General features: G+C 57.7%; 24 protein-coding genes and 1 riboswitch. Of the genes, 11 read left to right on the top strand and 13 right to left on the bottom strand.

The window, feature by feature from the left end; translation table 11 throughout:
* Positions 1-14: 14 nt before the first annotated feature.
* Positions 15-941 (bottom strand): hypothetical protein, encoded by a 927-nt coding sequence (locus ACO07T_RS18690; protein WP_422050633.1) that lies wholly within the window; start codon positions 939-941, stop codon positions 15-17.
* A 286-nt stretch (positions 942-1,227) separates the two neighbouring features.
* A riboswitch (cobalamin riboswitch) is annotated at positions 1,228-1,427 on the top strand.
* A 103-nt stretch (positions 1,428-1,530) separates the two neighbouring features.
* Here ACO07T_RS18690 and ACO07T_RS18695 point away from each other — a divergent pair.
* Genes ACO07T_RS18695 through ACO07T_RS18710 form a run of 4 tightly spaced genes read left to right on the top strand, consistent with a single transcriptional unit; the run spans position 1,531 to position 4,723 of the window.
* Entirely contained in the window at positions 1,531-1,938 is a 408-nt protein-coding gene (locus tag ACO07T_RS18695) for a DUF1636 family protein (RefSeq protein ID WP_422050634.1), read from the top strand.
* The gene (locus ACO07T_RS18700) at positions 1,935-2,714 is read left to right on the top strand and encodes an ABC transporter ATP-binding protein (RefSeq protein ID WP_422050635.1); all 780 of its coding nucleotides are present in this window, start codon (positions 1,935-1,937) and stop codon (positions 2,712-2,714) included. Before ACO07T_RS18695 ends, ACO07T_RS18700 begins: the two co-directional genes overlap by 4 nt.
* A 26-nt stretch (positions 2,715-2,740) precedes the next feature.
* Entirely contained in the window at positions 2,741-3,694 is a 954-nt protein-coding gene (locus tag ACO07T_RS18705; RefSeq protein ID WP_422050636.1) for an ABC transporter substrate-binding protein, read from the top strand.
* A 39-nt stretch (positions 3,695-3,733) separates the two neighbouring features.
* The gene (locus ACO07T_RS18710; RefSeq protein WP_422051046.1) at positions 3,734-4,723 is read left to right on the top strand and encodes a FecCD family ABC transporter permease; all 990 of its coding nucleotides are present in this window, start codon (positions 3,734-3,736) and stop codon (positions 4,721-4,723) included.
* Positions 4,724-4,734: 11 nt separating this feature from the next.
* Here the strand turns inward: ACO07T_RS18710 and ACO07T_RS18715 are convergent, their stop codons facing one another.
* Positions 4,735-5,592, bottom strand: a complete 858-nt coding sequence (locus ACO07T_RS18715; protein ID WP_422050637.1) for a LysR family transcriptional regulator — start codon at positions 5,590-5,592, stop codon at positions 4,735-4,737.
* 105 nt (positions 5,593-5,697) lie between these two features.
* Here ACO07T_RS18715 and tmpA point away from each other — a divergent pair, with 105 nt between their 5' ends.
* Both tmpA and tmpB read left to right on the top strand, forming a co-directional pair.
* Positions 5,698-6,837 carry a 2-trimethylaminoethylphosphonate dioxygenase gene (tmpA, locus tag ACO07T_RS18720; protein WP_422050638.1) on the top strand — a complete coding sequence of 380 codons (1,140 nt, stop codon included), beginning with the start codon at positions 5,698-5,700 and terminating at the stop codon, positions 6,835-6,837.
* Positions 6,834-7,430, top strand: coding sequence for a (R)-1-hydroxy-2-trimethylaminoethylphosphonate oxygenase (tmpB, locus tag ACO07T_RS18725; protein WP_422050639.1), 597 nt, complete (start codon positions 6,834-6,836; stop codon positions 7,428-7,430). Before tmpA ends, tmpB begins: the two co-directional genes overlap by 4 nt.
* Here the strand turns inward: tmpB and ACO07T_RS18730 are convergent.
* Together ACO07T_RS18730 and ACO07T_RS18735 are read right to left on the bottom strand one after the other, a co-directional pair.
* Positions 7,427-8,332, bottom strand: coding sequence for a CobW family GTP-binding protein (locus tag ACO07T_RS18730; RefSeq protein ID WP_422050640.1), 906 nt, complete (start codon positions 8,330-8,332; stop codon positions 7,427-7,429). The two genes, tmpB and ACO07T_RS18730, sit on opposite strands and share 4 nt — an antisense overlap.
* Positions 8,329-9,957 (bottom strand): amidohydrolase, encoded by a 1,629-nt coding sequence (locus ACO07T_RS18735; RefSeq protein WP_422050641.1) that lies wholly within the window; start codon positions 9,955-9,957, stop codon positions 8,329-8,331. The genes ACO07T_RS18730 and ACO07T_RS18735 overlap by 4 nt, the downstream gene beginning before the upstream one ends.
* A gap of 99 nt (positions 9,958-10,056) precedes the next feature.
* Here ACO07T_RS18735 and ACO07T_RS18740 point away from each other — a divergent pair, with 99 nt between their 5' ends.
* The 5 genes from ACO07T_RS18740 (at position 10,057) to ACO07T_RS18760 (ending at position 15,761) form a co-directional block, all read left to right on the top strand.
* Positions 10,057-10,998, top strand: a complete 942-nt coding sequence (locus tag ACO07T_RS18740) for a LysR substrate-binding domain-containing protein (RefSeq protein ID WP_422050642.1) — start codon at positions 10,057-10,059, stop codon at positions 10,996-10,998.
* Positions 10,999-11,236: 238 nt separating this feature from the next.
* Positions 11,237-12,235, top strand: coding sequence for a TRAP transporter substrate-binding protein (locus ACO07T_RS18745; RefSeq protein ID WP_422050643.1), 999 nt, complete (start codon positions 11,237-11,239; stop codon positions 12,233-12,235).
* Positions 12,236-12,312: 77 nt separating this feature from the next.
* The gene (locus ACO07T_RS18750; RefSeq protein ID WP_422050644.1) at positions 12,313-12,852 is read left to right on the top strand and encodes a TRAP transporter small permease; all 540 of its coding nucleotides are present in this window, start codon (positions 12,313-12,315) and stop codon (positions 12,850-12,852) included.
* On the top strand, positions 12,849-14,138 hold the full coding sequence (locus tag ACO07T_RS18755) for a TRAP transporter large permease (protein ID WP_209065550.1): 1,290 nt from the start codon (positions 12,849-12,851) through the stop codon (positions 14,136-14,138). The genes ACO07T_RS18750 and ACO07T_RS18755 overlap by 4 nt, the downstream gene beginning before the upstream one ends.
* Before the next feature lie 9 nt (positions 14,139-14,147).
* Positions 14,148-15,761, top strand: a complete 1,614-nt coding sequence (locus ACO07T_RS18760) for an N-acyl-D-amino-acid deacylase family protein (protein ID WP_422050645.1) — start codon at positions 14,148-14,150, stop codon at positions 15,759-15,761.
* A 360-nt stretch (positions 15,762-16,121) separates the two neighbouring features.
* On the opposite strand, the gene ACO07T_RS18765 is transcribed toward ACO07T_RS18760, so the two are convergent.
* The 9 genes from ACO07T_RS18765 to acs all read right to left on the bottom strand — a co-directional run bounded on the left by ACO07T_RS18765 (position 16,122) and on the right by acs (position 25,491).
* The gene (locus tag ACO07T_RS18765) at positions 16,122-16,307 is read right to left on the bottom strand and encodes a hypothetical protein (RefSeq protein ID WP_422050646.1); all 186 of its coding nucleotides are present in this window, start codon (positions 16,305-16,307) and stop codon (positions 16,122-16,124) included.
* Positions 16,308-16,396: 89 nt separating this feature from the next.
* The gene (locus tag ACO07T_RS18770; protein WP_422051047.1) at positions 16,397-16,558 is read right to left on the bottom strand and encodes a transposase; all 162 of its coding nucleotides are present in this window, start codon (positions 16,556-16,558) and stop codon (positions 16,397-16,399) included.
* A 264-nt stretch (positions 16,559-16,822) separates the two neighbouring features.
* Positions 16,823-18,232 carry an exonuclease domain-containing protein gene (locus ACO07T_RS18775; protein ID WP_422050647.1) on the bottom strand — a complete coding sequence of 470 codons (1,410 nt, stop codon included), beginning with the start codon at positions 18,230-18,232 and terminating at the stop codon, positions 16,823-16,825.
* On the bottom strand, positions 18,232-18,753 hold the full coding sequence (locus tag ACO07T_RS18780) for a hypothetical protein (protein ID WP_422050648.1): 522 nt from the start codon (positions 18,751-18,753) through the stop codon (positions 18,232-18,234). Before ACO07T_RS18780 ends, ACO07T_RS18775 begins: the two co-directional genes overlap by 1 nt.
* Positions 18,754-18,769: 16 nt before the next feature.
* Positions 18,770-20,611, bottom strand: coding sequence for a DUF294 nucleotidyltransferase-like domain-containing protein (locus ACO07T_RS18785; RefSeq protein WP_422050649.1), 1,842 nt, complete (start codon positions 20,609-20,611; stop codon positions 18,770-18,772).
* Between the two features lie 155 nt (positions 20,612-20,766).
* A complete protein-coding gene (locus ACO07T_RS18790; protein WP_422050650.1) occupies positions 20,767-22,554 on the bottom strand; it encodes a sodium:solute symporter family protein in 1,788 nt (595 codons plus the stop codon).
* Positions 22,555-22,569: 15 nt separating this feature from the next.
* Positions 22,570-22,830 carry a DUF4212 domain-containing protein gene (locus ACO07T_RS18795; protein ID WP_209065758.1) on the bottom strand — a complete coding sequence of 87 codons (261 nt, stop codon included), beginning with the start codon at positions 22,828-22,830 and terminating at the stop codon, positions 22,570-22,572.
* Between the two features lie 69 nt (positions 22,831-22,899).
* The gene (locus ACO07T_RS18800; protein ID WP_422050651.1) at positions 22,900-23,520 is read right to left on the bottom strand and encodes an adenylate kinase; all 621 of its coding nucleotides are present in this window, start codon (positions 23,518-23,520) and stop codon (positions 22,900-22,902) included.
* A gap of 6 nt (positions 23,521-23,526) precedes the next feature.
* Entirely contained in the window at positions 23,527-25,491 is a 1,965-nt protein-coding gene (acs, locus tag ACO07T_RS18805) for an acetate--CoA ligase (protein WP_422050652.1), read from the bottom strand.
* Positions 25,492-25,811: the final 320 nt, after the last annotated feature.

Below are 25,811 nucleotides of genomic sequence, written 5' to 3' on the forward strand. Positions count from 1 at the left end.
TCTCCTCGGAACGCTTAGGTGGATGGCTTGGTGAGCGCGGCCAAGATCAGCTGTGCATGTTTGATTTCGCGGTACACATCAGACGGGGTTTTGCCGCCCTCATAAGGGGCGAAGACCACATGGGGGGCTGCGTTTGTGGCGTTCATCAGCGCCATGGTGTCAGCATAGGCGCGCGAAAGCACCACGATCACGTCATCGGGCGAGATCGGACCGGATTTGGCTGCAGGCACGGTGACTTTGCCCGGCACGGCAAAAGCCGGATCGTTTTCGGAGAGAGACTGCAGGTCTTGAAGAAGTGACAAACCCGCATGGTAGGCTTCCGAGGGGGTGCGTCCGGATTCGGCTGCGAGATCGGATTCGTTGATGGACAGCCCTTGTTTTGCCAGAACGGCGCTTAGGGACTGGCGGATGCTCACGGCCACGCGAAAAACGTCGTTTGGCACAGTGGCAGGCACGCCAAGTGCTTTGAGCTCACCAGATACTCTGAGCAGGCTGCCGTAAACATCTTTGGGTTTCTTGCCGCTTTGGAGATCGACGGAGATGGTGCTCTCCTCAAGTCCGTAAGTCGGGCGGAGATCTTGTGCCTCAATCAGCAGCTGGTCGACGAACTCTTTGACCTCTGCCGGAGTCACTTTGTGGACTTTGACCTGATTGAGACCGTGGGTTTCTAGCCCATTCATAAAGCGGAGCAGCTGAACTTTGCGCCACTGGTCGCGCGCCAAAAACAGCACGTGTCTTGGCATCGCGTCATCATCTGGTGTCGCCGCGGTCGCGCTCTTGGTGAAGTTTTCCTGATTCAGGACCTGAAGTTCTTGTACCAGTGCTTCGGTCACTTGGTAGACGTGATCAGGTTTGACCCCCGACGCTGTTGATGGCTGTGCAATGGCAATCAAGCCGGAAAATGCAATGCTGAATGAGAGAGTGATCTTGGTGATGCTCATTGTGAGGCTCCATCGGTCAGTGTCGCGCGTTTGGTGTCCTAACGTCATCTGGAGAAGAAAGAGTTAAACTGGCTGCCGGGGCTGCAAATTGAATTTGTGGCTGGGAGCCGGAGACTAAAGTGGAGTAAAATAACGGTAAAACCGAAAATTGTGTGAAAAGGACAAAGGCATTTTGCCCAGGTCTACGGCGGTGAGCAGTTGTCTCGTGGTTTGAACGTCACGTCACCAAATCGCTTCGGACCACGCCTCACTGTGCCAGATGGAGTTGACTCAATGACGCGCATCGTGGATTGCTGCACGTGATGGTATCTGGTGCATCAGCGCCGGATAAAAGGGAATACGGTGCGGCGATATATGCGCCAAGTCCGTGACTGCCCCCGCAACTGTAGGCGGTGAGCAACCCCAAATGCCACTGGGCCAGAGCCCGGGAAGGTGGGGAAGCCAAGCACCGCGAGTCAGGAGACCTGCCATCATCAAACGTAACTCAACCCGGGCGGGGTGTCCCGGAAGGAGGCCAAGATGGCTCTTTTGGCTTATGCCGCAGACATGACTGGTTCCCTGTTCGCCCCGCGCTTTCGCGGAGGGCGAAATGAACCGAACACCCACTCATCGCATCACAGTCTGTACGTCCTGTCGCCACAAGGGCGAAACCTGCAAGCCGGGCTATGAGCTGATTGCGAAGCTCCGGACGGCCATTGCCGCAGCCGGGGACAGCATCGCCGAGGACTTCGAGATCACAGGCACGGCCCGCGTGGCCGCTTGTGACCGCCCGTGCACGGTGGCCTATCACGCAACACGCAGTGCGTCCTATCTCTTTGGCGACATCACACCCGATGAGGACATTGACGCGCTGATGGATTTTGCCCGGCAGCATGATGCGCTGGATGACGGTTGGGGCGGTCCTGTGGAGGTGCCAGATATGCTGTGCGCGTCCAGCCTCTCGCGTGTTCCGGCGACGATTATGGCGATCGAGGATTGCATGGAGCGTGTGTCATGACCGCGGTGGCGCTGGAAGTGCGCAATGTGAGCTGGGCACCGCGCAAGCGCGACCCGTTGCTGCTGGAAGACACAAGCTTCACCCTCAAGGAGGGCGAGGTGATGGGGCTTGTTGGCCCAAACGGTGCTGGCAAAACCACGCTGTTGCGCATGATCTACGGCTACAATCGCCCCTTGTCAGGCGACATTCTGCTTGGTGGTGATTCACTGCGCCAAATGGCACCGCGTGCCGTGGCCCGCAAGGTTGCCGCCGTTTTGCAGGAGCAACCGTCAGATTTTGCGCTGACGGTCCGGGAAGTGGTGGCGCTTGGGCGCGTGCCGCATCGGCTTGGCCTGTCCACGCCGGGCAAGCGTGATGCAGATGTGATTGACGGGGCGCTGGCGCGTCTTCAGCTGCAGCATCTGACCGACCGGAGCCTTTCCACGCTTTCGGGGGGCGAACGCCAGCGGGTGATGGTTGCGCGTGCGCTTGCGCAAGAGCCGCAGTTGCTTGTGCTGGATGAGCCGACCAATCACTTGGACATCCGCCATCAGCTTGAGGTGCTGCAGCTGATCCGAGATCTGGATCTGACCATCGTCACCTCGCTGCATGATCTCAATCTGGCGGCGGATGTTTGTGACCGCATCCTTGTCTTGAAAGATGGCCGCCCACAGGGGTTTGGCGCTCCGGTGGATGTGCTGAATGACGCGCTTGTCTCCGACACGTTTCAGGTTCAGGCGCAACGCGAACAGCTCAGCCTGAGCCAGAAACCCCACCTCACTTTCCGACTTCAATAAAAACAAAGCTCAACAAAGGACCCATTATGAAAAAGAGCACTCTCACCCTCGGGCTGATCCTTGCAGCCCAAACCGCTGCGGCGGAAACCACTGTGCAAAGCTGTAACCGCACCGTCACTTTTGATGCCCCGCCAAAGGCCGCGATCTCCAACGATGTGAACCTCACCGAAATGATGCTGGTACTTGGCCTTGCAGATCGCATGGTCGGCTACACCGGTATTTCGGGCTGGAAGACGCTGGATGAAGAGATGCGCGCTGGCGTGGAGGAGCTTCCAGAGCTTTCCGCAAAGTACCCGTCAAAAGAAGTGCTGGTTGGCGCGGATGCTGATTTCTTCTTTGCGGGTTGGAACTATGGCATGAAGGTTGGCGGCGATGTGACCCCCGAAACTCTCGCGCCGTTTGGCATTGACGTCTACGAGCTGACCGAAAGCTGTATCCATATCGGCGAGAAAGCCAAGGTCAGCATGGACGATATGTATAATGACCTGCTCAACCTCGGCAAAATTTTTGACGTTGAAGCGAAGGCCGAAGCGCTTGTGGATGGTTATAAGGCGGAGCTGGCCGCGTTTACCGACGGTCTGGAAACCGCAGACGATCCGCTGCGCGTCTTTGTGTATGACAGCGGCGAAGACACACCGTTCACCGCAGGGCTTTATGCCATGCCGACCGCGATGATCGAGGCCGCTGGCGGCATCAACATCATGGACGACTTTGAGAAAAGCTGGGGCACGGTCACTTGGGAAGCGGTTGTCGAGCGCAACCCTGAAGTGGTTGTGATTGTGAACTACGGTAAGGTCACCGCAGAAGAAAAACGCGCGTTCATGATGAACAACCCAGCCTTTGCCGAACTGGACGCGGTGAAGAACGACCGTTTTGTTGTGCTGGAATATGTCGAGGCGACTCCTGGTCCGCGCAACATCAAAGCCGTGAAGAAGCTGGCCGAAGGCTTCTGGGGCTCTGAAGGTGTGGCAAGCCACTAAATGAACAAGGACCACTTCCGACAAAACCTCTCTTTCTGGATGGCTCTTTTTGGCAGCTTTGCCGCGTTGGGAGTGTCCTTGTCTTTTGCGATTTCGATGGGCGCTATTGCGGTGCCCATCGACACGGTTTGGGGCGTGTTCCTGGATAAGCTGGGTGTCTGGTCCGGCGATCCGACCTGGTCAAAGGGGCGTGCCGCGATCGTTTGGGAAATCCGGTTTCCGCGCGCGCTATTGGCTGTCATGGTTGGGGCCGGGCTGGCTGTTGTGGGGGCCACGTTGCAGGCGGTGACCCGCAATCCGCTGGCCGATCCGCATCTGTTGGGTATTTCATCCGGCGGGGCGTTTGGGGCCATTTTGGCTTTGCTGCACACAGGCCTGTTCCTCGGCCTTCTGACCGTGCCGCTTATGGCTTTTCTGGGGGCCTTGATTGCGACGCTCTGCGTTTTGGTGGTGTCAAAATGGGCGGGTGCGATGAGCGCAGACCGGCTGGTTTTGACAGGGGTGGCCATTTCCTTTGTTGTGATGGCTTGCGCCAACATATTGATTTTTCTTGGTGATCCCAAGGCGACCCATACGGTTGTCTTCTGGATGCTTGGAGGTTTGGGGCTGGCGCAGTGGTCGCATCTGATCTATCCGCTGGCCATTTTGCTGCCCTGTAGTCTGTGGCTCTGGCTGCAGGCACCGCAGCTCAATGCGATGACCATTGGCGATGAGACAGCGAGCTCTCTCGGCATTCCGGTGGCCCGATTTCGCCTGACTGTCTTTGTGGTGGGGGCGCTGATCACCGGCGTGATGGTCGCCTTTTCCGGTATGATCGGATTTGTGGGTCTGATGGTGCCCCACATCGTGCGGCTGATTGTTGGTGGCAATTACATCCGGTTGGTGCCGCTGTCGGCGATTTTTGGCGGGATTTTCCTGCTCTGGGCCGATATTGTCGCCCGCACTGTGATGGCGCCTGAAGATATTCCGGTTGGGATCGTGACGGGGCTGATTGGCGGGGTCGCGTTTGTGTTGCTGCTGAAGCGGTGACTAGGCGCGGACTACACAGCCGACACGATGGCTTCTGACAGTGCTTCCCATTGTTTGCGCCCAATCGCTTCGCGTGATGCCAAAAGCCAGTAGGTCTCACGGTGCTCCATGACATCATTGCCCAGTTGCTGAAGCGCGCCTGAGCGCAAGTCTTCTGCGCACAGCGGGAGGGAGCCAAGTGCAACGCCATGACCCGCTTTGGCAGCGGCGATGGCGCCATGCAGAGTGTCGATCCGGATCTGCGGGATGGGCGTTGAGGGAATGCCAAACCGTGCGGCAAACACATCCCAATCCGGCCGTGGTCCGGTGCAGGCGATGCGGGGCAGGTGGTGCCAGTCTGTTGAGGCAAGGTCCGGCGCGCAGACCGGAGCGAGCGCTTCTCTGAACAGCGGAAGCTTGTAGTGATGGGGCCAGTCCCCTGCGCCATACCGGATTTGAAGGGAGCTGTCGGGCGTTGAGGTTTGCCCTGTTAAAACGAAGGACTGGAGTGAAACCTGAGCGCCTGTTGCCCAGGTCATCTGGGCCAGTCGTGGCGCAAGCCACATGGAAATCACAGATTGGCTTGCCAGAATTGTCAGACGGGAGCGGCCTCTGGAAAACAACATCTCAGAACTGTCGCTGAGCGTTCGAAAGGCGGATTGCACATGGGGCAGCCAGGTTTCGCCCTCCACGGTCAGCGTGATTGTGCGGCTTTGACGCAAGAAGAGTTGCGCGCCGAGGAGTTTTTCGAGTTGAGAAATACGCTGGCTGATTGCGGGTTGCGTGAGGCCTGTCTCTTCTGCGGCGGCGGTAAAGCTGCCGAGGCGTGCGGCCGCTTCGAAAGCGCGTACCCATTCGAGGGGCGGTAGGGATGGGGTTGGCTTATTCATAAGCTATTTCGATGCTCAGTCGGGTTATTTCAAATTTGAGTTTATGCAGATTCCCAGGAGAATGTAAGGCGACCGTTCGTGCTGTTAGCCAAAAGGACACCGCCGATGCACACGACTTTGAGCCAAGATGGCGCCGTTTTAACCCTTCATTTTGAGGATCAGTCGCTCCGTTTCCACGCGATCTGGCTGCGAGACAATGCGCAGGACTCAGAGACGCGCGCCGTTGGCAATGGCCAGCGTCTGATTGCGTTGCGCGACATTCCGAAGGAGACGCATATCATCGCCGCTTCGGTTGCGGGGGAGGGCGTAAACGTGACCTTTGCACCGGAAGGTAAGCAGGTTGTCTTTAGCGCAGAGTGGCTGAAGGCGCATGCGTATGATCGGCCTCAGAACGCGGTCCGTGGGTGGCTGCCGGAGGAGATTTCTCCATGGGACGCGAAGCTTCAGGCAAGTGTGCCAACCGGTGCATTTCCGAGGCTTGTGGAAGGGGGCACGCCATTTGCCACTTGGATCGACCAAGTTGCCCGTTTCGGTTTTGGCAAGATCGAAGGTGGCCCGGTGAAAGAAGGCGCGCTGTTTGATGTGGTCGACCTTTTTGGCCATGTGCGCGAGACCAATTATGGCGAGCATTTTGAGGTGCGCACCGAAGTGAACCCGACCAATCTGGCGTTTACTGGCCTCGGGTTGCAGGCGCATACCGACAACCCGTACCGCGACCCCGTGCCCACAATTCAGGTGCTTTATTGTCTGGAAAGCTCCGCTGCCGGAGGCGAGAATATGGTGGTTGATGGGTTCGCCTGCGCGCGCCGCTTGCAGGCGGAGAACCCGGCCTATTTCGATGTGCTTGCCGATCATTGCGCGCGGTTTGAATATGCGGGCGAAGATGGTGTTTGTCTGACCTCGCGCCGCCCCTTGATCGAGCTCGCGCCAGATGGTGAGCTCATTGGGGTGCGTTTTAACAATCGCTCGCTTGCGGCTGTTACGGATGTGCCGTTTGAAAAAATGGACCTGTGGTATGCGGCCTATCGCCGGCTGGGGGAGATCATTGATGACCCTGCGATGGAGGTTGTGTTCCGCCTCGATCCCGGGGAAGCCTTTGTGGTGGACAACACCCGTGTTTTGCATGCGCGTAAGGCGTATTCGGGTGCTGGAAAGCGTTGGTTGCAGGGGTGTTACGCTGACAAAGATGGGCTGCGTTCCACACGTGATGCGTTGCGTCGCAAGGCTCTGGAGGCGGCGGAATGAACACTCCGGCGGAAGATTTGACTGCTGACACCATCGTCGCATTTCTGGCGTCGATTTTTGAGCGCCGGGGATCGGAAGAGTATCTGGGTGAGCCTGTGACGATGGGCGAGCACATGCTTCAAGGCGCGACGATTGCAGAGCGGAATGGGCAACCTGATGAGATTGTTGTGGGGGCTTTGCTGCATGACATCGGCCACTTCACGTCCGAGTTCGGGATGTTCACGATGGATGACACAGAAGACCGGCATCATGAGGATGCCGGTGCGGAGGTGCTCGAGCGGTTCTTTCCGAGTGTGGTGACGGATTGTTGCCGCTATCACGTTGCCGCCAAACGCTATCTCTGTGCCACCAAGCCGAGCTATTTTGACCGGTTGTCTGAGGCGTCAGTGCATTCGCTCAATTTGCAAGGCGGGCCGATGAGTACCCAAGAAGTGGTTGAGTTTGAAAAGAACCCAAACCTGAAAGAGATCATCGCGGTCAGGTACCTGGACGAAGCTGGAAAGATCGCCGGAATGGAGACGCCTGATTTCTGGCACTTTGCCCCAAAGGTGCAACGCTTGGTGGATGCGCATCTTGCGCAAGATAACGGCTAGCTTTGGAGCGCTGTTTGGTGGGCCGCTAGGTCGCGAGCGCCTTGCGCCCACCATTCATCACATGTTTCAGGCGTAAGGCGCGCAGCAAGGCCGATGCCTATGAGTTCTGTTTGCGGCGGTTGCGCGATCTCGTGAACCTCGACAGATGAACCGACCACCTGAACCAAGAAGCCGGTGCCGTCTGGGCCGCGCATGTGCCCTTTGAGACGGTAGAGCGGCTCTGGCCGTGAGTTCAGCAGTGCAGTTAGCTCAGTTTGACCAAGGGAACGATCTCCGGAGTAGGACCATTTCGCATAAGCGGGGTGGGAGGATTGAAGGATCTGGGTTGGATCCTGCCCCGTCATCAGAAGTTGTTCGATGCCAAGCTGATCAACGGGCAGGATCGTTGCATCTTGATTGAGCTCTGACAGATTTTGGCGCAGGTCCTCTTTTAAGGGCGCTTTGCTGACAGCAATCACCTGCGCACAGGCAATTTGGTCTTTGAACTGCGCTGCGACCAAGGGATCACGGCTCAAAGCGTCGAATTGAAGGCCGTCCACCACGGTGACGATCCCGGAGTACAACAGCTCCGGTTCGGCTTGAGCCACATTTGCGATGCGGGCCGGGTCGGCGATGCCGCTGGCTTCGATGATGATGTGATCCGGGCGGGGTTTGCGATCCAGAACGTCTCCGATCGCAAGAAACAGGTCGGCTCCCATCGTGCAGCACACGCAGCCATTTGACAGCTCCAGAGTGTCTTGGCTGGCGGAGATCAACAGGCTTGCATCAATGTTGATTGATCCGAAGTCGTTCACAAGAACCATGATCCGCAACCCGTGGTTGGCGCTGAGAATCTGATTGATCAGGGTGGTTTTTCCTGCCCCGAGGTAGCCACCGATCACGGTCAGGGGGAGTGGGGTCATAGCTGATGCACCTCGCCGCCCAGAACGGTGCCCAGCACCGGCACGTCTTTTAAGTCCTCTGGTGTAACGCTCAGAGGGTCTTCGCCCAGTAGCACAAAGTCTGCCCGTTTTCCGGTTTCGATGGAGCCGATCTCGGTGTCCATTTTGAGTGTCTGCGCGGCCCCTAAGGTGATGGCGTAAAGTGCTTCTTCCACCGTGATGCATTGCGCCGGACCGAGGGTTTGCCCGCTCATCGTGCGGCGGTTGACGGCACACCAGGCGGTGAACAGCGGCCCCATTGGTGTCACCGGTGCGTCGGAGTGAATTGCGGTGATCACACCCATATCAAGGCAATCGCGCACGGCGTTCATCGACCGCGCACGATCGGGGCCGATGGTCAGCGCCGCGTGTTGATCGCCAAAATACCAGATGTGATTGGCAAAGATATTGCAGGCAACGCCCAGCTCGGCGGCGCGCCGGAAGAGCGCGGCATCCATCATCTGGCAGTGCTGCAACACGTGGCGCGCACCCGGCCATGGGTGTTTGCGTGCCGCAGCCTCTAAGGCATCCAAGGTGACCGCGGCGGCCTCGTCGCCGTTCACATGGATATGCATTTGCAATCCCTGGCGCTGCAGCTCTTCGCACAGTTGGAAAATCTGGTCCGGTGCGGTGTTCCAGAGCCCGTTGGGATGCCCCCCAATATAGCCCGGTGCACGCACGCGGGCTGTCCAGCCCTGAATGGAGCCATCAGTCATGAGTTTCACGGCGCCCAAGCGCAGTTTATCGGTGGCGCGCTCACGCATTGCTAAGGCCTGAGCCGCGACCTCCGCCGGTGTGCCGCCTATCGCGCCAAGGGCCGGAACCAGACGTACAGGGAAGCTTTTCTTGCCGGTGGCTTCGGTGAGCCTTGTGATGTCATCGTCGCCCAGAGTGGCAAACAGATCGGTCACTGTGGTCACGCCAGCGCGTTTGCACACTTCGGCATAAGACTGCAGCGCTGCATCGGTTTGCGTGAGTGCGCGAAAGTCGATCCCAGTGCGGCGCATGACCGGGAACATCGTCGCCATTTCCTGCAGCTCGCCAGTTGGTTGGCCGTCTGCTCCTTTGACGACCCCTTCGACATTGGTCTGGGCGTTGTATCCCGCCAAGTCCAAGGCCGCAGTGTTGCCGCAGAGCAGGTGGAAATTTGAGAAGATGATGACGATAGGGCGTTGCGTGCTGACCTGATCAAGGTGATGGCGGCTCAGACGTTCCGACGTCAGAAAGATCGGATCAAACCCCCAGCCCACCAGAGGCTGATCCGGGGGCAGGGTGGCTTCAAACTCTTTCAGGCGGGCGATGACTTCATCAATCTGCGTCATGCCCCGGTGCATCTGACCCTGCGGGTCGATCCGGTCGTGATAGCCGCAATAGGTATAATCCCACATGGCTCCTGCCATCAAATGGGCGTGGCCCTCGACAAATCCGGGCATCAGCACGCTGTCTGAGACATCAATATGGCTGTCTGCTCCGCCCCATGGGGTCGCGCAATCCGGCCCGCCCACCGCCAGAATGCGCCCGTCACGAACCGCCACATGGCTGGCGCGTGGCATGTTCCGGTCCATCGTCACCACGGATTTCGCATGGAAAAGAAGCGTTTTGCCCATGTCTCTCTCTCTGTTGTTTCCAAACAGCTAGCTGAGCTTGGTTGTGTGGAAAAATGGAATTAGTACTAGAGTAACACACAAAAAATATTGGAATGACCTGTGAGATTTACCCTCAAACAACTTCAGTACTTTGACGCGGCGCTGCGCACTGGCTCAATTGCGCGGGCTTCTGTGGAGATGAAGATCTCGCAATCTTCGATCACCGCAGCGATCGACATGATCGAAAGCACCACTCAGGCGGAATTGCTGCGGCGGATGCCTGCCAAAGGGATTGTTCCGACAGACAAAGGGATTGAGATCGGCGCCCGCATTCGGGATTTTCTGGAGCAAGCGCGTATTTTTGAATCCGATCTGCTGACACTGACCGGCGATCCGGCGGGGACGCTGCGACTGGGGTGCTATGCGCCGACGGCCCCATATGTCTTGCCGCCAATCCTCAAACGGATTTCGCAGGACTTTCCGCATATCCGTGTAGAAATCAAAGAAGGCGACATGCTGAGCATTGCTGAAATGCTGAACAGCGGGGTTGTTGATCTGGCGCTGACCTATCGGCGTGCGGCCCCTAAGGCTCAGCCCTTCCTGCCTATGTTCAAGGCCGCACCCATTGCGATGATCCCGGATGTTTCTCCGTTGGTGCAGAAGGATCAGGTGGCCTTGTCCGATCTGGCTGATTTGCCTATGATCCTTTTGGATTTGCCCGGTGCCCCCGATTATTTTGATGCGCTTTTTACCGCAGAAGGATTGCGCCCGCGCATAGGTCATACCACCAAAAGCTCTTCGGTGCTGCGCGGGATGGTTGCTGCGGATTTGGGCTATGCGATCCTGAACATCTGCGGCCCGCTGGACCGAATGGGGCAGAATGGCTATGTCACGCGACCGATTTCTGGCGATCAGGACGCGCCTTTTTACGGGGTCGCCTATACGGGGGCGGGTAAGCGTTCAGCCTTGGTGCGTACAGTTTTGGAAACCTGCAGGGAAATTTCAGATCAGGGCGGGTTTGACCATCTGCTCAACCCTTCCGGTAGTCAGGCTACGCAATAAATCCAAAAAATGTAAGAATACCCCCAGAAAACAACTGTTTTCTGCATCAATGGGAATTGAGTAGCGTTTCCTTGTCACACTCATTGGAGTGGGGCCTGAGAACCCCGCGATTGGCTGGTTTTGATGCGCCGGAATTTGCAGAGCGCAATTTGCCGGTATTGGGCTTGTAGAAACTCAGGACAGACGGGGCAAAAACGGCAAAAGCAGACGCTAAAAGCGCACCAACCAGGAGGATCTCATGAAATTATGGAACTTGAAGAAGATGGCAGTGCCAGTGCTGGCATTTGCACTCAGCGCAACGAGCACATTGGCCGCCGATATCACGATGAATGTTGGTTTCGGCGCCCCGGAAGAATCCCTTTACGGCCGGTTCGGCAAGATTTTTCAGCAAAAGGTGGCAGAGCACTCAGATGGCGCAATTGAGGTCAAGCTGCGTTGCTGCAACCAGATTTCGAGCGAGGATGAAGCGTTTAAGGCCATGCAGCTTGGCACCGTGGACGGCTTCTTCATCACCGCAAACAATGTGTCGCCGCACTGGTCGCTGATGGATGTGACCGTACTGCCCTACATCTTCCAGAACGCCGAACACCTGGACCGTGTGCTGAATGGCGAGGTGGGCCAGCAGATGAAAGACCAGCTGCAGGCAGACACCAGCGTGCACCTGCTGGCCTTTGGTCCGGCGCTCTACCGCGATTTTTACAATTCGGTGCGTCCGGTGAACACGATGGCGGATATGGAAGGGCTGAAAATCCGGGTGCCCAAGAACGAGGTGATGATCGCCACGTTTGAGGCCTTTGGCGCAAATCCCGTGCCGCTGGCGTGGTCAGAAACGCCGACCGCCCTGCAAACCGGCACTGTGGATGGTGGTGACAACGGCACCTCCTTCATTCGAGACATGAAATTTTTCGAGTTTGAGCCGCATCTCGTCATCCTAGAGCATTTTGTGGCCTTTGCTCCTCTGTTTGCATCCGACAACTTCATGAAGAAGCTGAGTGATGAGCAGCGCGCGCAGATTCTGGCGGCGGCCGAGGAAGCGGGGGCTGAGTATGCCGCTCAGGTTGCGACTGAGACCGAAGAGGTCCGCAAGTGGTTGGTGGAAGAAGGTGGCATGGCGCGCACCGATCCGGACCGCAGCGATTTCATCGCAGCAGCGAAAGGCGTTCAGCAAGAGTTTGCAGAACAGCGCGGTGAGGAGTTCATCGCACTGGTGAACGCGATCCAGGCCGCAGCTGAATAAACCTAAGATTGGGGCACTCTGAACGGGTGCCCCAGTTCGCTTAGTAAGAGCCGGCAACGGATGGGGAATAAAACAATATGAATGGTCTGAGGTGGCTCGAGCGGCACTTCGAGGAGTTGATTTGCTGCACCTGCCTTGCGGTGATCGCGGTGGCGGTGTTTGCGCAGGTGGTGGCGCGCTATGTTTTTCAGGTGGCGCTGCACTGGACTGAGGAAACAGCCGCAATTTGCATGGTTTGGGCGGTTTACATGGGCGCATCGCTTTGTGTGCGCGAGAGGTTCCACATCCGCATTATGGTTGCCGTGCAGGCGTTGCCTGTTGGCATAGGCAAGATTGTTATCTTCATAGCGGACCTATTTTGGGCGTTCTTCTGTCTTTTCATGCTGAAAATCAGCGTGGATTACCTCGCGGTTTTCTGGCGGTTTCCAGAAACTAGCCCCAGCTTGGGCATCAACCAATTCTACCCGCAAACCATCTTGGTGATCGGCTATGGCCTGATGCTGATCCGCCTTGTGCAAACCTATTTCACTTGGTGGCGTGACGGGCGAAACGGGCTTCCGGGCATGTTGAATGAGGAGTGGGAAGCAACGTCCAAGGATCAGGAGCATCAGATATGAGTGCATTGATGATCCTGGCCATTGCCTTTGTGGTGTTGACCATTATGGGCGTGCCGCTGTTTGTGTCGGTGGGGCTGACCACCGCGCTGGCGCTTTACCTGATCGACATCCCTTACACCTTGATGGCGCAAACCGGCTACGGCAGCCTGACACCTTTCCCGTTGTTGACCATTCCTCTTTTCGTGCTCGCCGGTCGGTTGATGGAAGTGGGCGGGATGGCCACCCGCATGATCTCGATCGCGACCAATCTGGTGGGGGCCTATCGCGGCTCGATGGGGCTGGTGACGGTTTTTGCCTGCATGCTGTTTGCAGCCCTGTCCGGCTCAGGCCCTGCGACAACGGCGGCGATTGGATCGGTCACTGTGCCTGCGATGAAGCGCGAAGGCTATGACGTGCCGTTTGCGGCCGCCATCACAGCCAGCGCCGGCGCGCTGGGGAGTTTGATCCCGCCGTCAAATCTGCTGATCATCTATGGACTTGTTTCAGAAACATCGATCCCACGTCTTTTTCTGGCAGGGCTGATCCCCGGTGTCTTGGTCACGGCCCTGCTGATGATCACCACCTATATCGTCGCGCGTCGCCGTGGCTATGGCGGAGATGGTGAGCGTTTCTCTTGGGGGCCGTTCCTGCGTGCCGCATGGGATGGCAAATGGTCCATCGGGGCACCGGTTCTGATCCTTGGCGGCATCTATGGCGGTGTCTTTACCCCTACCGAGGCCGCGGGCGTTGCGGTGTTCTATTCTCTGTTTGTGGGCTTTTTCATCTACCGTGAACTGACCCTTAAAAAGCTAATCGAAGCCCTGCGGTTCACCTCTTTGCTGACCGGCATTCTGATTTTGCTGACGCCGACACTGGCCTTTGGTCAGTTGACCGCTTTTTACGATGTGCCCACAGCCGTGCAGGACGGTATCACTTCGATCACCGACAATAAGTTTCTCGTGCTGCTGCTGATCGGAGTTTTCTACATCTTCATCGGGACGTTCATGGAGTCCTTGGCGCAAATCGTGTTGTTCACGGCGGTGTTCCTCCCGCTGGTCAGCTCGTTGGGCGTTGATCCGGTCATGTTTGGGATTTTCACCGTGATCACGTGCGAGATCGGCTTCCTGACGCCACCGCTGGGCGCAAACCTGACCGTAGCGGCGCGCATCTCCGGGGTGTCGATCGAGCGGATATCGGTCGCGGTTCTGCCGTTCATTCTGGCCTATGTGATTGGCATGGTGATCCTGATCTTCTTCCCGGATCTCACAACGTTCCTGCCCGATTGGCTCTACGGAGAAGCGAAATAGGAGGCTGACATGTTCGATCTTGTTCTCAAAGGCGGCACCATTGTCGACGGCACGGGGCAGGATGGGTATGTCGGCGACCTAGCGGTTACCGGGCAGCAGATCAGCGCTGTCTTGCCAGCAGGGGAGCTGACGGGGCGGAAAGGGGCGCGGGAGATTGATGTCTCAGGCCTGATCGTCGCGCCGGGCTTCATCGATATGCACACGCATTCTGATTTCACCCTGATTGCCGATGGCCGCGCTGAAAGCCAGGTGCACCAAGGGGTGACAACTGAAGTCATCGGCCAATGCGGCATCAGTTGCGCGCCGGTCAATAGCCCCGGCGATATCAGCCGCGTTGCGCCCTGGTACACCGATCAGGCCAAGCATGACACCTGGCTGGGGTTTGGCGACTATCTTGACGTGCTTGACCGGACCGAGCTGGGAGTGAACGTGATGGCCTTTGTCGGTCATGGCACTGTTCACCGTGCGGTGCTGGGCGATCAGCTCCATCCCGGTGAGGCCGAAGACGTGGCTGCAATGGCTCGGCTGGTTGATCAGTGCATGGATGAGGGGGCAGGCGGCTTTTCCTCAGGGCTGGAGTATTTCCCCGGCAGTCTTGCCTCCCCCGAGCATCTGGTCCCCATGTGTGAGGTCGCTGCGAAGTACAAGCGCCTTTACGCGACCCATGTGCGCAACCGAGACACCCATTATGACCTTGGTTTTGCCGAGGCGATCGCAACGGCCCGGCAATCGGGCGCGAAGCTGCAGATCAGCCATATTCAACCGAAATTCGGCGCGCCCGACTATGCGATGGATCATACTCTTGAGATGATCGAGTTGGCGCGGCGCCACGATGTGGATATCGCCTTTGATGTTATCCCGCATGACTGGAACCACACGCTGATGGCTGCGATCTTGCCGAAATGGGCTCAAGCTGGCTCCATTGACGATGTGCTTGCCCGGTTGGCGGATCCTGAATGCCGCGCGCGTATCAAAGCCAACCCTCAACCCATGTGGCTGATCGTCAAGGCGGAGAAATGGTCAGATATTGTGTTGCTGAATGCCACCGTCAACAAAGATATCGTCGGAGCCGACTTTGCCGAGATCGGCCGGATGAGAAACTGTCATCCCTACGATGCGGTGCTCGATATTCTGCTGGAAGAGGGCGATTACCTGATGGCGTGTATGTGGTCTTCTAAGTCCTTTCGCAATGCAGATGTCGAGATGTGTCTGGAGCAGCCGGAATGCGCTGTCATCTCAGACACCGTCGCGATCGCAAATGAAGGTGTGTTGAAAGACCACATTGGGTCACTCTCAGGCTATGGCTGGGCCGCGCGGTTTTTACAGTACTATGTGCGCGACAAGGCGGTGCTCTCGCTTGAGCAGGGCGTGGCCAAGCTGACGTCCATTCCCGCCAACCGCCTTGGGCTGAAAAATCGGGGGGTTCTGGCGAAAGGGCAGCAGGCTGATATCTGTGTCTTTGATCAGGTCAACATCGCGAGCAACGCCACCGCCAAACACCCCCGCCGGTATGCTTCGGGCATTGCTCATGTCCTGGTGAATGGATCGCTTGCCATGGAGAACGGCCAGCGTACGTTGAAGAATTCGGGGCAGATTTTGCGTGATTTTGGTGTTTCTTCTTAACCCCTTAAAGCTGCGCGTAATTCTGGTGTCTGTCTGAGTGCGGAAATGACATACAAGTCGTATTCAGACCAGCACGTTGAAGTTTTTGCGTAAGGACGACGCGCATTTGTATGGAGGTATTGGTGTAGGCTGCGCGTGTCGCACCGGTGGCTTTCGGACAATAACTTTAACTTGCGGCAAGAAGTCCCGTGGGATGGGGTGGCGGCAGTTTTCAGAGGTGCGAGCGCTTCAAAAAGAGGCTGAGTGGCAGGTGTACGCTGATGGCGCGTTTGGTCAGGTCTGGCGAAAATGAGGTTCGGACGTCATTCGGCAGACAAGGCTAGGTCGCGATCTGGCGACTGCCCCTCTCGGCAAAGCTGGCTATGCCAAATCACCTGACGGGCAATGGAAGAACGGATACTTGGTGAATACCCGGTCGATCTCTTTCATCATCGCCAACCTGTCAGCATCGATCCCGACTGAGGTATGGTAGAACGCCGACCGCCACAGCTGCATCAGCTTGCCTTGCAAACTGATACCCAGCTCGGGGTGATCCCGCTGGATCATAGACCGCTTCTTTGCCAGGATCACCTTTCGAGCCCTTCCGGCAAAAAATCTCCTACAGGTACAGCCTCCCGATCTTTAGGTACCGCTCTTTAACTTCTGCTTCTGTCGATCGCTTGACGCCTCCAAGTCTTGGCCTGATTTGTATGTAACTGATGTTTCGCTGCGATCTCCTGCACGGTCTTGTCGCCACGCAGTGCCTCCAAGGCCACCTTGGCCTTAAACTGATCTGTAAAGTTCCGGGGCTTTGCTATTTTCGCATCCCTTCAGAGGTTTAGGATACATCTTAGCCAACTGCCCAGCTTTCTGGTACCAAGTCCGGTGGCTCGAAACTAAGAGGCTGCGGTTCCAAGAGATCACGTAAGTAATAGTGCTTTGATATCTGTTGTTTAGAAAGCCTTTCTCTCAAATTTCCACACTATCGCAAGTGCAAGTAAGCCAATCCAATGCCTGGCCGTTAACTTGTTCGATAAGTTCTCTTTCACCAAAAACCTCTGGGCAGTGGAAAGTCTGTCACCTTAATTCATATCATTCAAAAGGCGACCATGTTTCCGAGTTTGCGAGAGCAGATCGCTTAGAGTGTGGCAGCCACGCGCGGAGAGCATGGGCAGCATGCGACAGAGGACTTCGGCAGTGGCAAGGGCATCTCCAAGCGCTGTGTGGCGGCGGTGGGGCGGGATCGTTACGCCAAGTCGTTCACACAGAGCATCCAAAGTATGCTTCTCAGATGTTCCAAAGAGCACTGCGGAGAGCAAGACAGTGTCCAAAATTGGATGAGGCCAATCGATCTGCATTTCGTTGCCGTGTCGATGCATAAAGGCCATGTCAAAGGGTGCGTTGTGCGCCACGATCACTGAGTCTCGGGCAAAATGGTGGAACTTGGTGACCAAGGTTTTGGGCGGTGGTGCGTCTGTGACCATCGCGTCGGTAATGTGATGGATACGTGTGGAGGCTGCAGGGATTGGTCGGCCAGGATTGGCCAATTGGTCAATTTCTTCGCCATAAATGATCTGATTGCGGAACACGCGTACAGCCCCGAGCTGTAAGATTTCGTCTTTATGGGGCAGCAGCCCAGTGGTCTCGCAATCGAAAACCACAAATGGAGTCTGATCTAACCTACGATTGTGCAATTTGTCTGATGTGCGGTCTGACAATAGTTGGAAATCATACGTCAGGTTGGCGACCGTAGCCGCTTTGGGCTTCGCTGACGCCGGCTCCAAACAGATGAGATACCCAGTTTCAGAGCGTCGTTTCTGAACACTTACATTGGAGATCTTTGCTCCGTCCTGTCGGTTCAGCGTGATACCAGAAAGCAGCGCTCCGTTAGCGGCGCGCGCTTTACTGACGCGCCAAGTTTCGGCGTCAAAATAGTCAGACATGGCCGCGTTCAGGCGCATGGGGGCAATCTGTGACAGACACGCTGCGGCCTCGCTGTTATAGAGGACGATGCGATCGTCATCGCCGACCACCAGTAACCCTGTCGGTAGGTCCCGGAGAACATCTGACATTTGTGCAAGCTCTTCCCGGATGACTTCGGTTTCATCCGCTACTTTCTGCGACATCGCCGAACGGGAGCTATCGAGTGTGCTACTTATAGACTCCGCGGCAGATGCAAGATCCCCAAGATAGCGCGCGCCATGTGTATCCACTTCTCCTGCCCCCGCGTGCGCACGTGCGCGAAGCGTGGTGGCTAGGGCTTGTATGGGCTTGGCGACGTTCTCATCAAAGAGAAGCCAGATGCCAGTCACAAGTCCCAAAAAACCGAAGCCAGCGAGCAGTCCGGCTGTGATGAAGCCATTTGAAATGCCATCAGATAGCGCACTTCGAAAACCTACCACCAGCGCAGCGTTCATTATCAGCATGCCGCCTAAGGCCAGCAGGGCAAAGAACAGAAGAACACGCAATCTCAGAGAAAGTCGGGACAACATCAAGAAATCTCACATATGGCCTCGATCAATGGGTCACCTTCGTCTGCGCTCACCCAATCCGCACCATCTAAACTTCCGTCTGCAGCAAACGACACTTCATCTATGAGCGCTGCCCGGCGGTTGCTCGCGCAATCTGTGGCTACGTTCAGTCGGTTCAACGGCGACCAGCGGCCGTAAAAGTAGACTTGCCCGAGCCGCATATCGGGGTGGGCGATGTTGGTTTGGATCGAGGCTGTGTCCACTGCCACAAAGCGTTCGGTGATCGGTACCGCATAAGTCCAGGGCCGCCACATCGCGGAGGTTTCCACGGTCTCTACCACCTCCAGCCCTTCGGGCAGGGTTGCGGTGGTGCGGCTGAACCAGCTGTATTCAGAGCTTATGCTCACCGCGATCATCACCGCGCCTGCCGCCACAGGTGTCAGCCATTTGGGAAGACGCCCGCCAGACAGGCGAATGATCAACATCATCAGGCCGGCCCCGGCCACACCGGCAAAAATCACGGCGAGAAGTTCGAGAAACATCACTGGCCTCCTAAGCCTAGCTGCTGGCGCTGCGCCCATGGCTGAGCGCGCCTTGCAGGGATTTTATTACGACAAAGGCGTCGCGTAGATGACTTCTGTCAAAGTCTGACAGAGATGATGGTGCGAGGAAATTATCGGGGGCAATACCGGAATGGATTTGGCGCAGCTGATGGTTTAGCCTTTCCTCTGCAATCAAGTCATAGGCGCTCAGCAGATCGGCAATGCCTGAAGCAGAAAACCCGGCGCGGCCATCGCTGGCGGCCTGCAGGCGGGCGCGGGTGTTCACGGCGCTCAGCTGGCCCTGCAGGGCGCTGATCCGCGCCAGATCCACCACCGGCACAACGCCGTTGTGTTTCATATCAAGCTGGTGCTTGTGCTCGCCGGACTTGATGGTCACCAACCCGCGCAACAGCCCCAGAGGCGGGTGATGTTTGAGCGCATTGGCGGCCATATGAGCCACAAAGATCGAGTTCTGCGCCGCAGTGCGCAGGGTCTCGGCCTGCATCTCCTCAAAACCCTGCCAGGTTCCGGCAATCGGGCGCAGGTCAAACATCACGCTGGCCAGCATCTGCGCTTCGGGATTGGGGGTGTTGATCCAGCCCTGAAAATAGTTGCGCCAGACCCGCGCGGGCTGACACCAGCGCTCTGCGGTGGCCATCATGTCACCGGGGCAATAGACATAACCACAGGTGTTCAGCCCGTCACAGACAAAGCGCGCAAGCTCGGCAAAATAGCCGCGGTGCATGTCCTCGGTCACCGCATCATCCAGAATGAGGCAATTGTCCTGATCGCTCACGCCGGTCTGTTCCTGACGCCCCTGCGAGCCACAGGCCAGCCACAGATAAGGCACCGGCGGCGGGCCCAGCCGGGCCTCTGCCAGCGTCAGCAGACGCCGCGTGGTGATGTCGGCCACATCGGTGATCAGCCGGGTGACAATGTCATGGCGGTGGCCCGAGCCCACCAGCTGCGCCAGCAGTTTGGGTATGCACGCGGTCACCTGCGCAATCTCTTCGGCACTGTCGGCACGGGTGATCTCGCGCACCATTTCCACGCTGCTCACCGCCTGAAGCCGGGTCAGATCGGTCTGGGTCACAATGCCCACCAGCGCGCCGTTTTCCACCACAGGAATATGACCAAAGCCAAATTCCGTCATCATATGCAGCACATCAGAACCAATCGCCTGTGGGGGCAGGCTGCGCGGGGTGGCGGTCATGATCTCTGCCAGCGGGGTGTCCGGGCTCAGATCCCGTGACAGCACGCGGCTGACCAGATCTCCGGTGGTCACGAGCCCCTGCAAAGCACCGTCCTGCGCGGTCACGCAGATTGAGGAAATACCCGCTTCGGCCATTGTGCGGGCGGCTACGCGCACGCTGTCATCGGCACTCAAGGTGATGGGGTTGCGCGCCATAAATGTGGCGATGTCGGTATTGGCGAGGTCATTGCCTGCGGTTGCGCCGCGCCGCTCGGAACCTGCGCGGTCAAAAAACCGCCGCACGGCGTCATGTTCTTCAATCAGCTTAAGCAGCGTCTCTTTGGGCAGCAAAAGCAATGTGCTGTCTTCTTCACAGCGTGCATTGGTGGCAGCCTTGCCATCGCGCAGCAGGCCCCGCTCGCCAAAGGAATTGCGCAGCCCCAGATGGGATACCACGCCGCCATGTTCATCAGAAATCTCCACCAACCCGGCATAGACGAGGTAAATCCCCGCCAGCGGTGCGCCATGCTGATAGACTTGGTCGCCGAGGCCGAAAGAGATGGCCTCAAGGCTGTCGCTCAATGCAGCGCTCACTTCTGCGGGCAGGCTGTCGTAGGGATGAACAGACTTCAGAAATCGGGCAATTTGAGCAGGGGTCAACGGCATGGGTGCGTCAGTTCCGTGTGTTTATATTTGGTCTGCCTGGCCAACATCGGTGGCACCTCGGATCAGACCACATGTCCCGCCCGGAAAGACCCGGACGGGACAGGAGGAGAGCGCTGGCAGGGAGGGGAGCCCTCGCCAGCGCCGGGTGTCAGGACTTAGTGATCCTGAGCGGCACCTGCGCCACGCGGCACACGCACACTTTCGACCAGCGCCTTGATTTCGGCAGGGGTCTCTTTGGTCATGCCAGCCACAACATAGGCCACGGCAAAGTTCACAGCCGCGCCAATTGCGCCAAAGCTGGTGGATTTCACAGTGCCCAGAAGCGGATCCGCATCGGTGAAGGAGTTGGTGCCCGGAATGAACAGCCAGCCCTTGTGCAGGAAGATGTAGACCAAAGTCACAGTCAGACCTGCCAGCATCCCTGCCACCGCACCGGTGTTGTTGATCTTGGTGGAGAAGATCCCCATCATCAACGCCGGGAAGATCGAGGCCGCCGCCAGACCGAAGGCCAGAGCCACGGTTTGCGCTGCAAAGCCCGGAGGGTTGAGACCCAGCCAAGTCGCCACTGCAATGGCCACAGCCATGGCAACACGCGCCGACAGAAGCTCACTCTTTTCAGAGATGTTCGGGTTGATCGCACCTTTGATCAGGTCGTGAGACACGGCCGAAGAGATCGCCAGTAGTAGACCCGCCGCAGTTGACAGCGCCGCTGCCAGACCACCGGCTGCCACCAGACCAATCACCCAGGATGGCAGGTTGGCAATCTCAGGGTTCGCCAGCACGAGGATGTCACGGTTGAACTTGGTCAGCTCGTTGCCTTCCCAGCCTTTTTCCGCAGCCATCGCCTGAAGATCGGCATTGGCATCGTTGTAGTACTGGATCTTGCCGTCGCCGTTTTTGTCTTCCCAATCCAGCAGACCGGTTTTCTGCCAGGTGGCCATCCAGTCATACTCTGGCTCGTTCTCGATCTGCTCAACCGTCACCGCTTCGCCCGAGATGCCACCGTTTGGCCACATCAGTTCGGAAATGTTCAGGCGGGCCATGGCACCAACCGCAGGGGCGGTCAGATACAGCAGCGCGATGAACACCAGCGTCCAGCCCGCAGACCAGCGCGCATCAGACACGCGCGGCACGGTAAAGAAGCGCATGATCACGTGGGGCAGACCCGCAGTACCGATCATCAGGCTCAGGGTGAACAGCACCATGTTGAACGTGTCGGCGTGGTGCGCGGTATATTCCTTGAAGCCAAGCTCGGTCACAACCGCATCCAGCTTCGCCAGCAGAGGCTCACCAGAGGCTGCGTGCTCGCCAAACAGACCCAGCGCCGGAATTGGCGTGCCGGTCAGCTGCAGCGAGATAAAGATCGCCGGAATGGTGTAGGCTGTGATCAGAACGCAATATTGCGCCACCTGCGTGTAGGTCACACCTTTCATGCCGCCAAACACCGCATAGGCAAACACCACACAGGCCCCGATCAGCAGACCGGCGGTGTTGGAAACTTCCAGGAAGCGGCCAAAGGCTACGCCCACACCGGTCATCTGACCAATCACATAGGTGGTGGAGGCCACGATCAGACAGATCACCGCCACGATACGCGCGGTCTGGCTGTAAAAGCGGTCGCCGATGAATTCCGATACGGTGAACTTGCCGAACTTGCGCAGATAAGGCGCAAGCAGCAGCGCCAGCAGCACATAGCCACCGGTCCAGCCCATCAGGAAGGAGGAGTTGTCATAGCCGGTGAAGGCGATGAGGCCCGCCATGGAAATAAACGAGGCCGCAGACATCCAGTCCGCCGCTGTCGCCATACCGTTGGTGACCGGATGAACGCCGCGACCGGCGGCGTAAAATTCTGATGTGGACCCGGCACGGGCCCAAATCGCGATGCCGATGTAAAGCGCAAATGACGCGCCCACAAACAGCAGGTTGATGGCAAATTGGCTCATGGTTGCACGGGCCCCTTATTCTTCGTCAACGCCGTGTTCGGCGTCTAGTTTGTTCATCTTCCAGGCATAGAAAAAGATCAGACCAAGAAAGACCAGGATGGACCCTTGCTGGGCGAACCAGAATCCCAGATCCGTGCCGCCAACGGAAATGCCCGCCAGCATCGGACGCAGCAGAATGCCGAACCCGAAAGAGACCAGCGCCCAGATGACGAGGCTGATCAGGATGATGCGCACATTGGCAGACCAATATGCAGCGTTAGATGAGTTGTCAGACATAAATGCCTCCTCCCTCGTTGTGATTATCCTCCACATCTGCGCGAAAAATACCCGCGCAGATGTTTCCCTTCACGCGCCCGCCTCAGAGACGATCGCGGCAAGTTCATTGGCGATGGCGTCAATCTCGCCCATCGCATCCACAGGCTTGAGCACGCCTTTGCCTGCGTAATAGTCAATCAGCGGCGCGGTCTGGGCGTGATAGGCCTCAAGCCGTTGCACCAATGTTTCCTCATTGTCATCCGCGCGCACCGGTTGCCCTGCGGCCTTGGCCTGTTCGGCCCGGTGAAGAATGCGCTCCACTAGGATCTTGTCGTTGACCTGCAGCTCAATTGCCGCGCTCAGAGTCACGCCCGCCTCTTCCAGCAGGGGCCCCAGCGCATCGGCCTGCGCCAGCGTGCGGGGGAAGCCGTCAAAGATGAAGCCTTTGGCATCAGAGCTGGCGAGCTTCTCCTTGATCAGGCCGATGACAATGTCATCGGTGACCAGCTCGCCGCGTTCCATGACCTCGGCCACACGTTTGCCCAGCTCAGAACCGCTGGCCTTGGCCTGACGCAGCATGTCTCCGGTGGAGAGCTGCACCAGCCCATGGGTTTTCACGAGCAATTCCGCCTGGGTGCCTTTACCGGCCCCGGGAGGGCCAAGCAGGATCACATTCACCATCCGGGTGAGGGTTTCGCTATCTGCTGACATCTGATCTCACCCTTTGTTCATGCGGTTCTCAATAAGGTCATCGACGACGGCGGGGTCTGCCAGCGTGGAGGTGTCCCCCAGCGCGCCGTAGTCGTTTTCTGCGATCTTGCGCAGGATGCGGCGCATGATTTTGCCGGAGCGGGTCTTGGGCAGGCCGGGCGCCCATTGGATCAGGTCAGGTGAGGCAATCGGGCCGATTTCTGTGCGCACCCAGTTGCGCAGTTCGGTGCGCAGCTCATCTGAGGGTTCGCGGTCATTCATCAGGGTCACGTAGCAGTAGATGCCCTGGCCCTTGATGTCATGGGGGTAGCCCACCACAGCGGCCTCGGCCACGGCGGCGTGCGCCACCAGCGCGCTTTCGACCTCGGCTGTGCCCATGCGGTGGCCTGAGACGTTGATCACATCATCCACGCGGCCGGTGATCCAATAGTCGCCATCCGCGTCGCGGCGGCAGCCGTCACCGGCAAAGTAATAGCCTTTGTAATCAGAGAAATAGGTCTTCTCAAAGCGCTCGTGATCGCCCCAGACGGTGCGCATCTGGCTGGGCCAGCTGTCAGCAATCGCCAGCACGCCTTCCACATCATTGCCGCTGATTTCCTCGCCGGACTGCGGGTCCAGCACCACAGGGGCGACGCCAAAGAACGGCTTCATCGCAGCGCCCGGTTTGGTGGCATGGGCGCCGGGCAGGGGGGTCATCATATGGCCGCCAGTCTCGGTCTGCCACCAGGTGTCCACAATCGGGCAGTTCCCTTTGCCAACCACGTCGTTGTACCAGGTCCAGGCTTCCGGGTTGATCGGCTCACCCACGGTGCCAAGGATGCGCAGAGAGGAGAGATCACATTTCTCCACATAGTCATTGCCTTGGCCCATCAGTGCCCGCAGGGCGGTTGGGGCGGTGTAGAACTGATTGACGCGGTGCTTTTCGCAGACCTGCCAGAAGCGGGAAGCATCCGGATAGGTGGGCACACCCTCAAACATCACTGTGGTCGCGCCGTTCGCCAGGGGCCCGTAGACGATATAGCTGTGGCCCGTGACCCAGCCCACATCGGCGGTGCACCAGAAGATGTCGCCGTCTTTGTAGTCGAATGTGTACTCATGGGTCATGGAGGCATAGACCAGATAGCCGCCGGTGGTGTGCACGACGCCCTTGGGCTGGCCGGTGGAGCCTGAGGTGTAGAGAATGAAGAGCGGGTCTTCGGCGCTCATCTCTGCGGGCTTGCAATAGTCATTCGCCTCCATCGCCATCTCATTGTAGTCATAGTCTCGCCCGTCGACCCAGGTGGTCTGATCGCCGGTGCGCTTCACAACGAGGCATTTGACGGTGTCTTTGGTGTGCAGGAGGGCGGCGTCGGTGTTGGATTTGAGCGCGGTCTTGCGGCCGCCGCGGGGGGCGTAATCCGCCGTGATCACCACTTTGGCGTCACAGCCGTTGATGCGGGCGGCGAGGGCGTCGGGAGAAAAGCCTGCAAAGACGATGGAGTGGATCGCGCCGATGCGGGCACAGGCCAGCATGGCATAGGCGGCTTCCGGGATCATCGGCAGATAGATCACCACGCGGTCGCCTTTGCGCACGCCCATGGTCTCCAGCACATTGGCCATGCGGCAGACGCGGCGGTGCAGGTCGGCATAGGTGATTGACTGCGCCTGCTCGTTGGGATCATCCGGCTCCCAGATGATGGCGGCCTGATTGCCGCGGGTCTCCAGATGGCGGTCGATACAGTTGGCAGCGACGTTGAGCGTGCCGTCCTCATACCATTTGATGTCGATATTGCCCGGCGCAAAGGAGGTGTTTTTCACCTTGGTGTAGGGCTTGATCCACTCCACACGCTGGCCGTGCTCGTTCCAGAACCCTTCAGGATCCGCCAGAGAGGCCGCGTACATCGCGTCGTATTTTGCTGCATCAATATGTGCATCTTTGGTCAAATTGGCTGACAGCAAAGACTTTGCGGGTGCATTGGTATCCAGTGACATTGAGGCTCCTCCCTCGATGATAAAATACAGTATCTCCCCCCTCAGGCAGTCGCGCCCGAGGCCTCAGCTTCAAGAATACGGAGGTGAGAAAACAAGTGAACAAGTCACAGAGAAAAAAGAAAAATTCTGTAAATAGGTTTCCCAATATGAATCTCATCTTGTAAAGAAATTCTCTGGTGCGCGGGAAAATTCCTGCACACTAAGAATTTAAGGGGAAGCCCAAAGCCTCACGCTCGGCTCTCAAAGCTCGATGGAGCCGAGATGTTATCGCCAACACATGGTCGCGTCGAACTTTGACATATGGACTGTGGCAAATAGTT

The organism is Shimia sp. (genome assembly GCF_965227725.1).
Classification (GTDB): Bacteria; Pseudomonadota; Alphaproteobacteria; order Rhodobacterales; family Rhodobacteraceae; genus Shimia.

Coding starts and splice junctions, on each gene's coding strand:
- tmpA (WP_422050638.1), top strand. CDS start 5,698: ATGCACACGACTTTGAGCCAAGATGGCGCCGTTTTAACCCTTCATTTT.
- ACO07T_RS18785 (WP_422050649.1), bottom strand. CDS start 20,611: ATGCCGTTGACCCCTGCTCAAATTGCCCGATTTCTGAAGTCTGTTCAT.
- ACO07T_RS18745 (WP_422050643.1), top strand. CDS start 11,237: ATGAAATTATGGAACTTGAAGAAGATGGCAGTGCCAGTGCTGGCATTT.
- ACO07T_RS18695 (WP_422050634.1), top strand. CDS start 1,531: ATGAACCGAACACCCACTCATCGCATCACAGTCTGTACGTCCTGTCGC.
- ACO07T_RS18750 (WP_422050644.1), top strand. CDS start 12,313: ATGAATGGTCTGAGGTGGCTCGAGCGGCACTTCGAGGAGTTGATTTGC.
- ACO07T_RS18705 (WP_422050636.1), top strand. CDS start 2,741: ATGAAAAAGAGCACTCTCACCCTCGGGCTGATCCTTGCAGCCCAAACC.
- ACO07T_RS18790 (WP_422050650.1), bottom strand. CDS start 22,554: ATGAGCCAATTTGCCATCAACCTGCTGTTTGTGGGCGCGTCATTTGCG.
- ACO07T_RS18795 (WP_209065758.1), bottom strand. CDS start 22,830: ATGTCTGACAACTCATCTAACGCTGCATATTGGTCTGCCAATGTGCGC.
- ACO07T_RS18775 (WP_422050647.1), bottom strand. CDS start 18,232: ATGTTGTCCCGACTTTCTCTGAGATTGCGTGTTCTTCTGTTCTTTGCC.
- ACO07T_RS18780 (WP_422050648.1), bottom strand. CDS start 18,753: ATGTTTCTCGAACTTCTCGCCGTGATTTTTGCCGGTGTGGCCGGGGCC.
- ACO07T_RS18755 (WP_209065550.1), top strand. CDS start 12,849: ATGAGTGCATTGATGATCCTGGCCATTGCCTTTGTGGTGTTGACCATT.
- ACO07T_RS18690 (WP_422050633.1), bottom strand. CDS start 941: ATGAGCATCACCAAGATCACTCTCTCATTCAGCATTGCATTTTCCGGC.
- acs (WP_422050652.1), bottom strand. CDS start 25,491: ATGTCACTGGATACCAATGCACCCGCAAAGTCTTTGCTGTCAGCCAAT.
- ACO07T_RS18800 (WP_422050651.1), bottom strand. CDS start 23,520: ATGTCAGCAGATAGCGAAACCCTCACCCGGATGGTGAATGTGATCCTG.
- ACO07T_RS18715 (WP_422050637.1), bottom strand. CDS start 5,592: ATGAATAAGCCAACCCCATCCCTACCGCCCCTCGAATGGGTACGCGCT.
- ACO07T_RS18710 (WP_422051046.1), top strand. CDS start 3,734: ATGGCTCTTTTTGGCAGCTTTGCCGCGTTGGGAGTGTCCTTGTCTTTT.
- ACO07T_RS18700 (WP_422050635.1), top strand. CDS start 1,935: ATGACCGCGGTGGCGCTGGAAGTGCGCAATGTGAGCTGGGCACCGCGC.
- ACO07T_RS18765 (WP_422050646.1), bottom strand. CDS start 16,307: ATGATCCAGCGGGATCACCCCGAGCTGGGTATCAGTTTGCAAGGCAAG.
- ACO07T_RS18760 (WP_422050645.1), top strand. CDS start 14,148: ATGTTCGATCTTGTTCTCAAAGGCGGCACCATTGTCGACGGCACGGGG.
- ACO07T_RS18730 (WP_422050640.1), bottom strand. CDS start 8,332: ATGACCCCACTCCCCCTGACCGTGATCGGTGGCTACCTCGGGGCAGGA.
- ACO07T_RS18735 (WP_422050641.1), bottom strand. CDS start 9,957: ATGGGCAAAACGCTTCTTTTCCATGCGAAATCCGTGGTGACGATGGAC.
- tmpB (WP_422050639.1), top strand. CDS start 6,834: ATGAACACTCCGGCGGAAGATTTGACTGCTGACACCATCGTCGCATTT.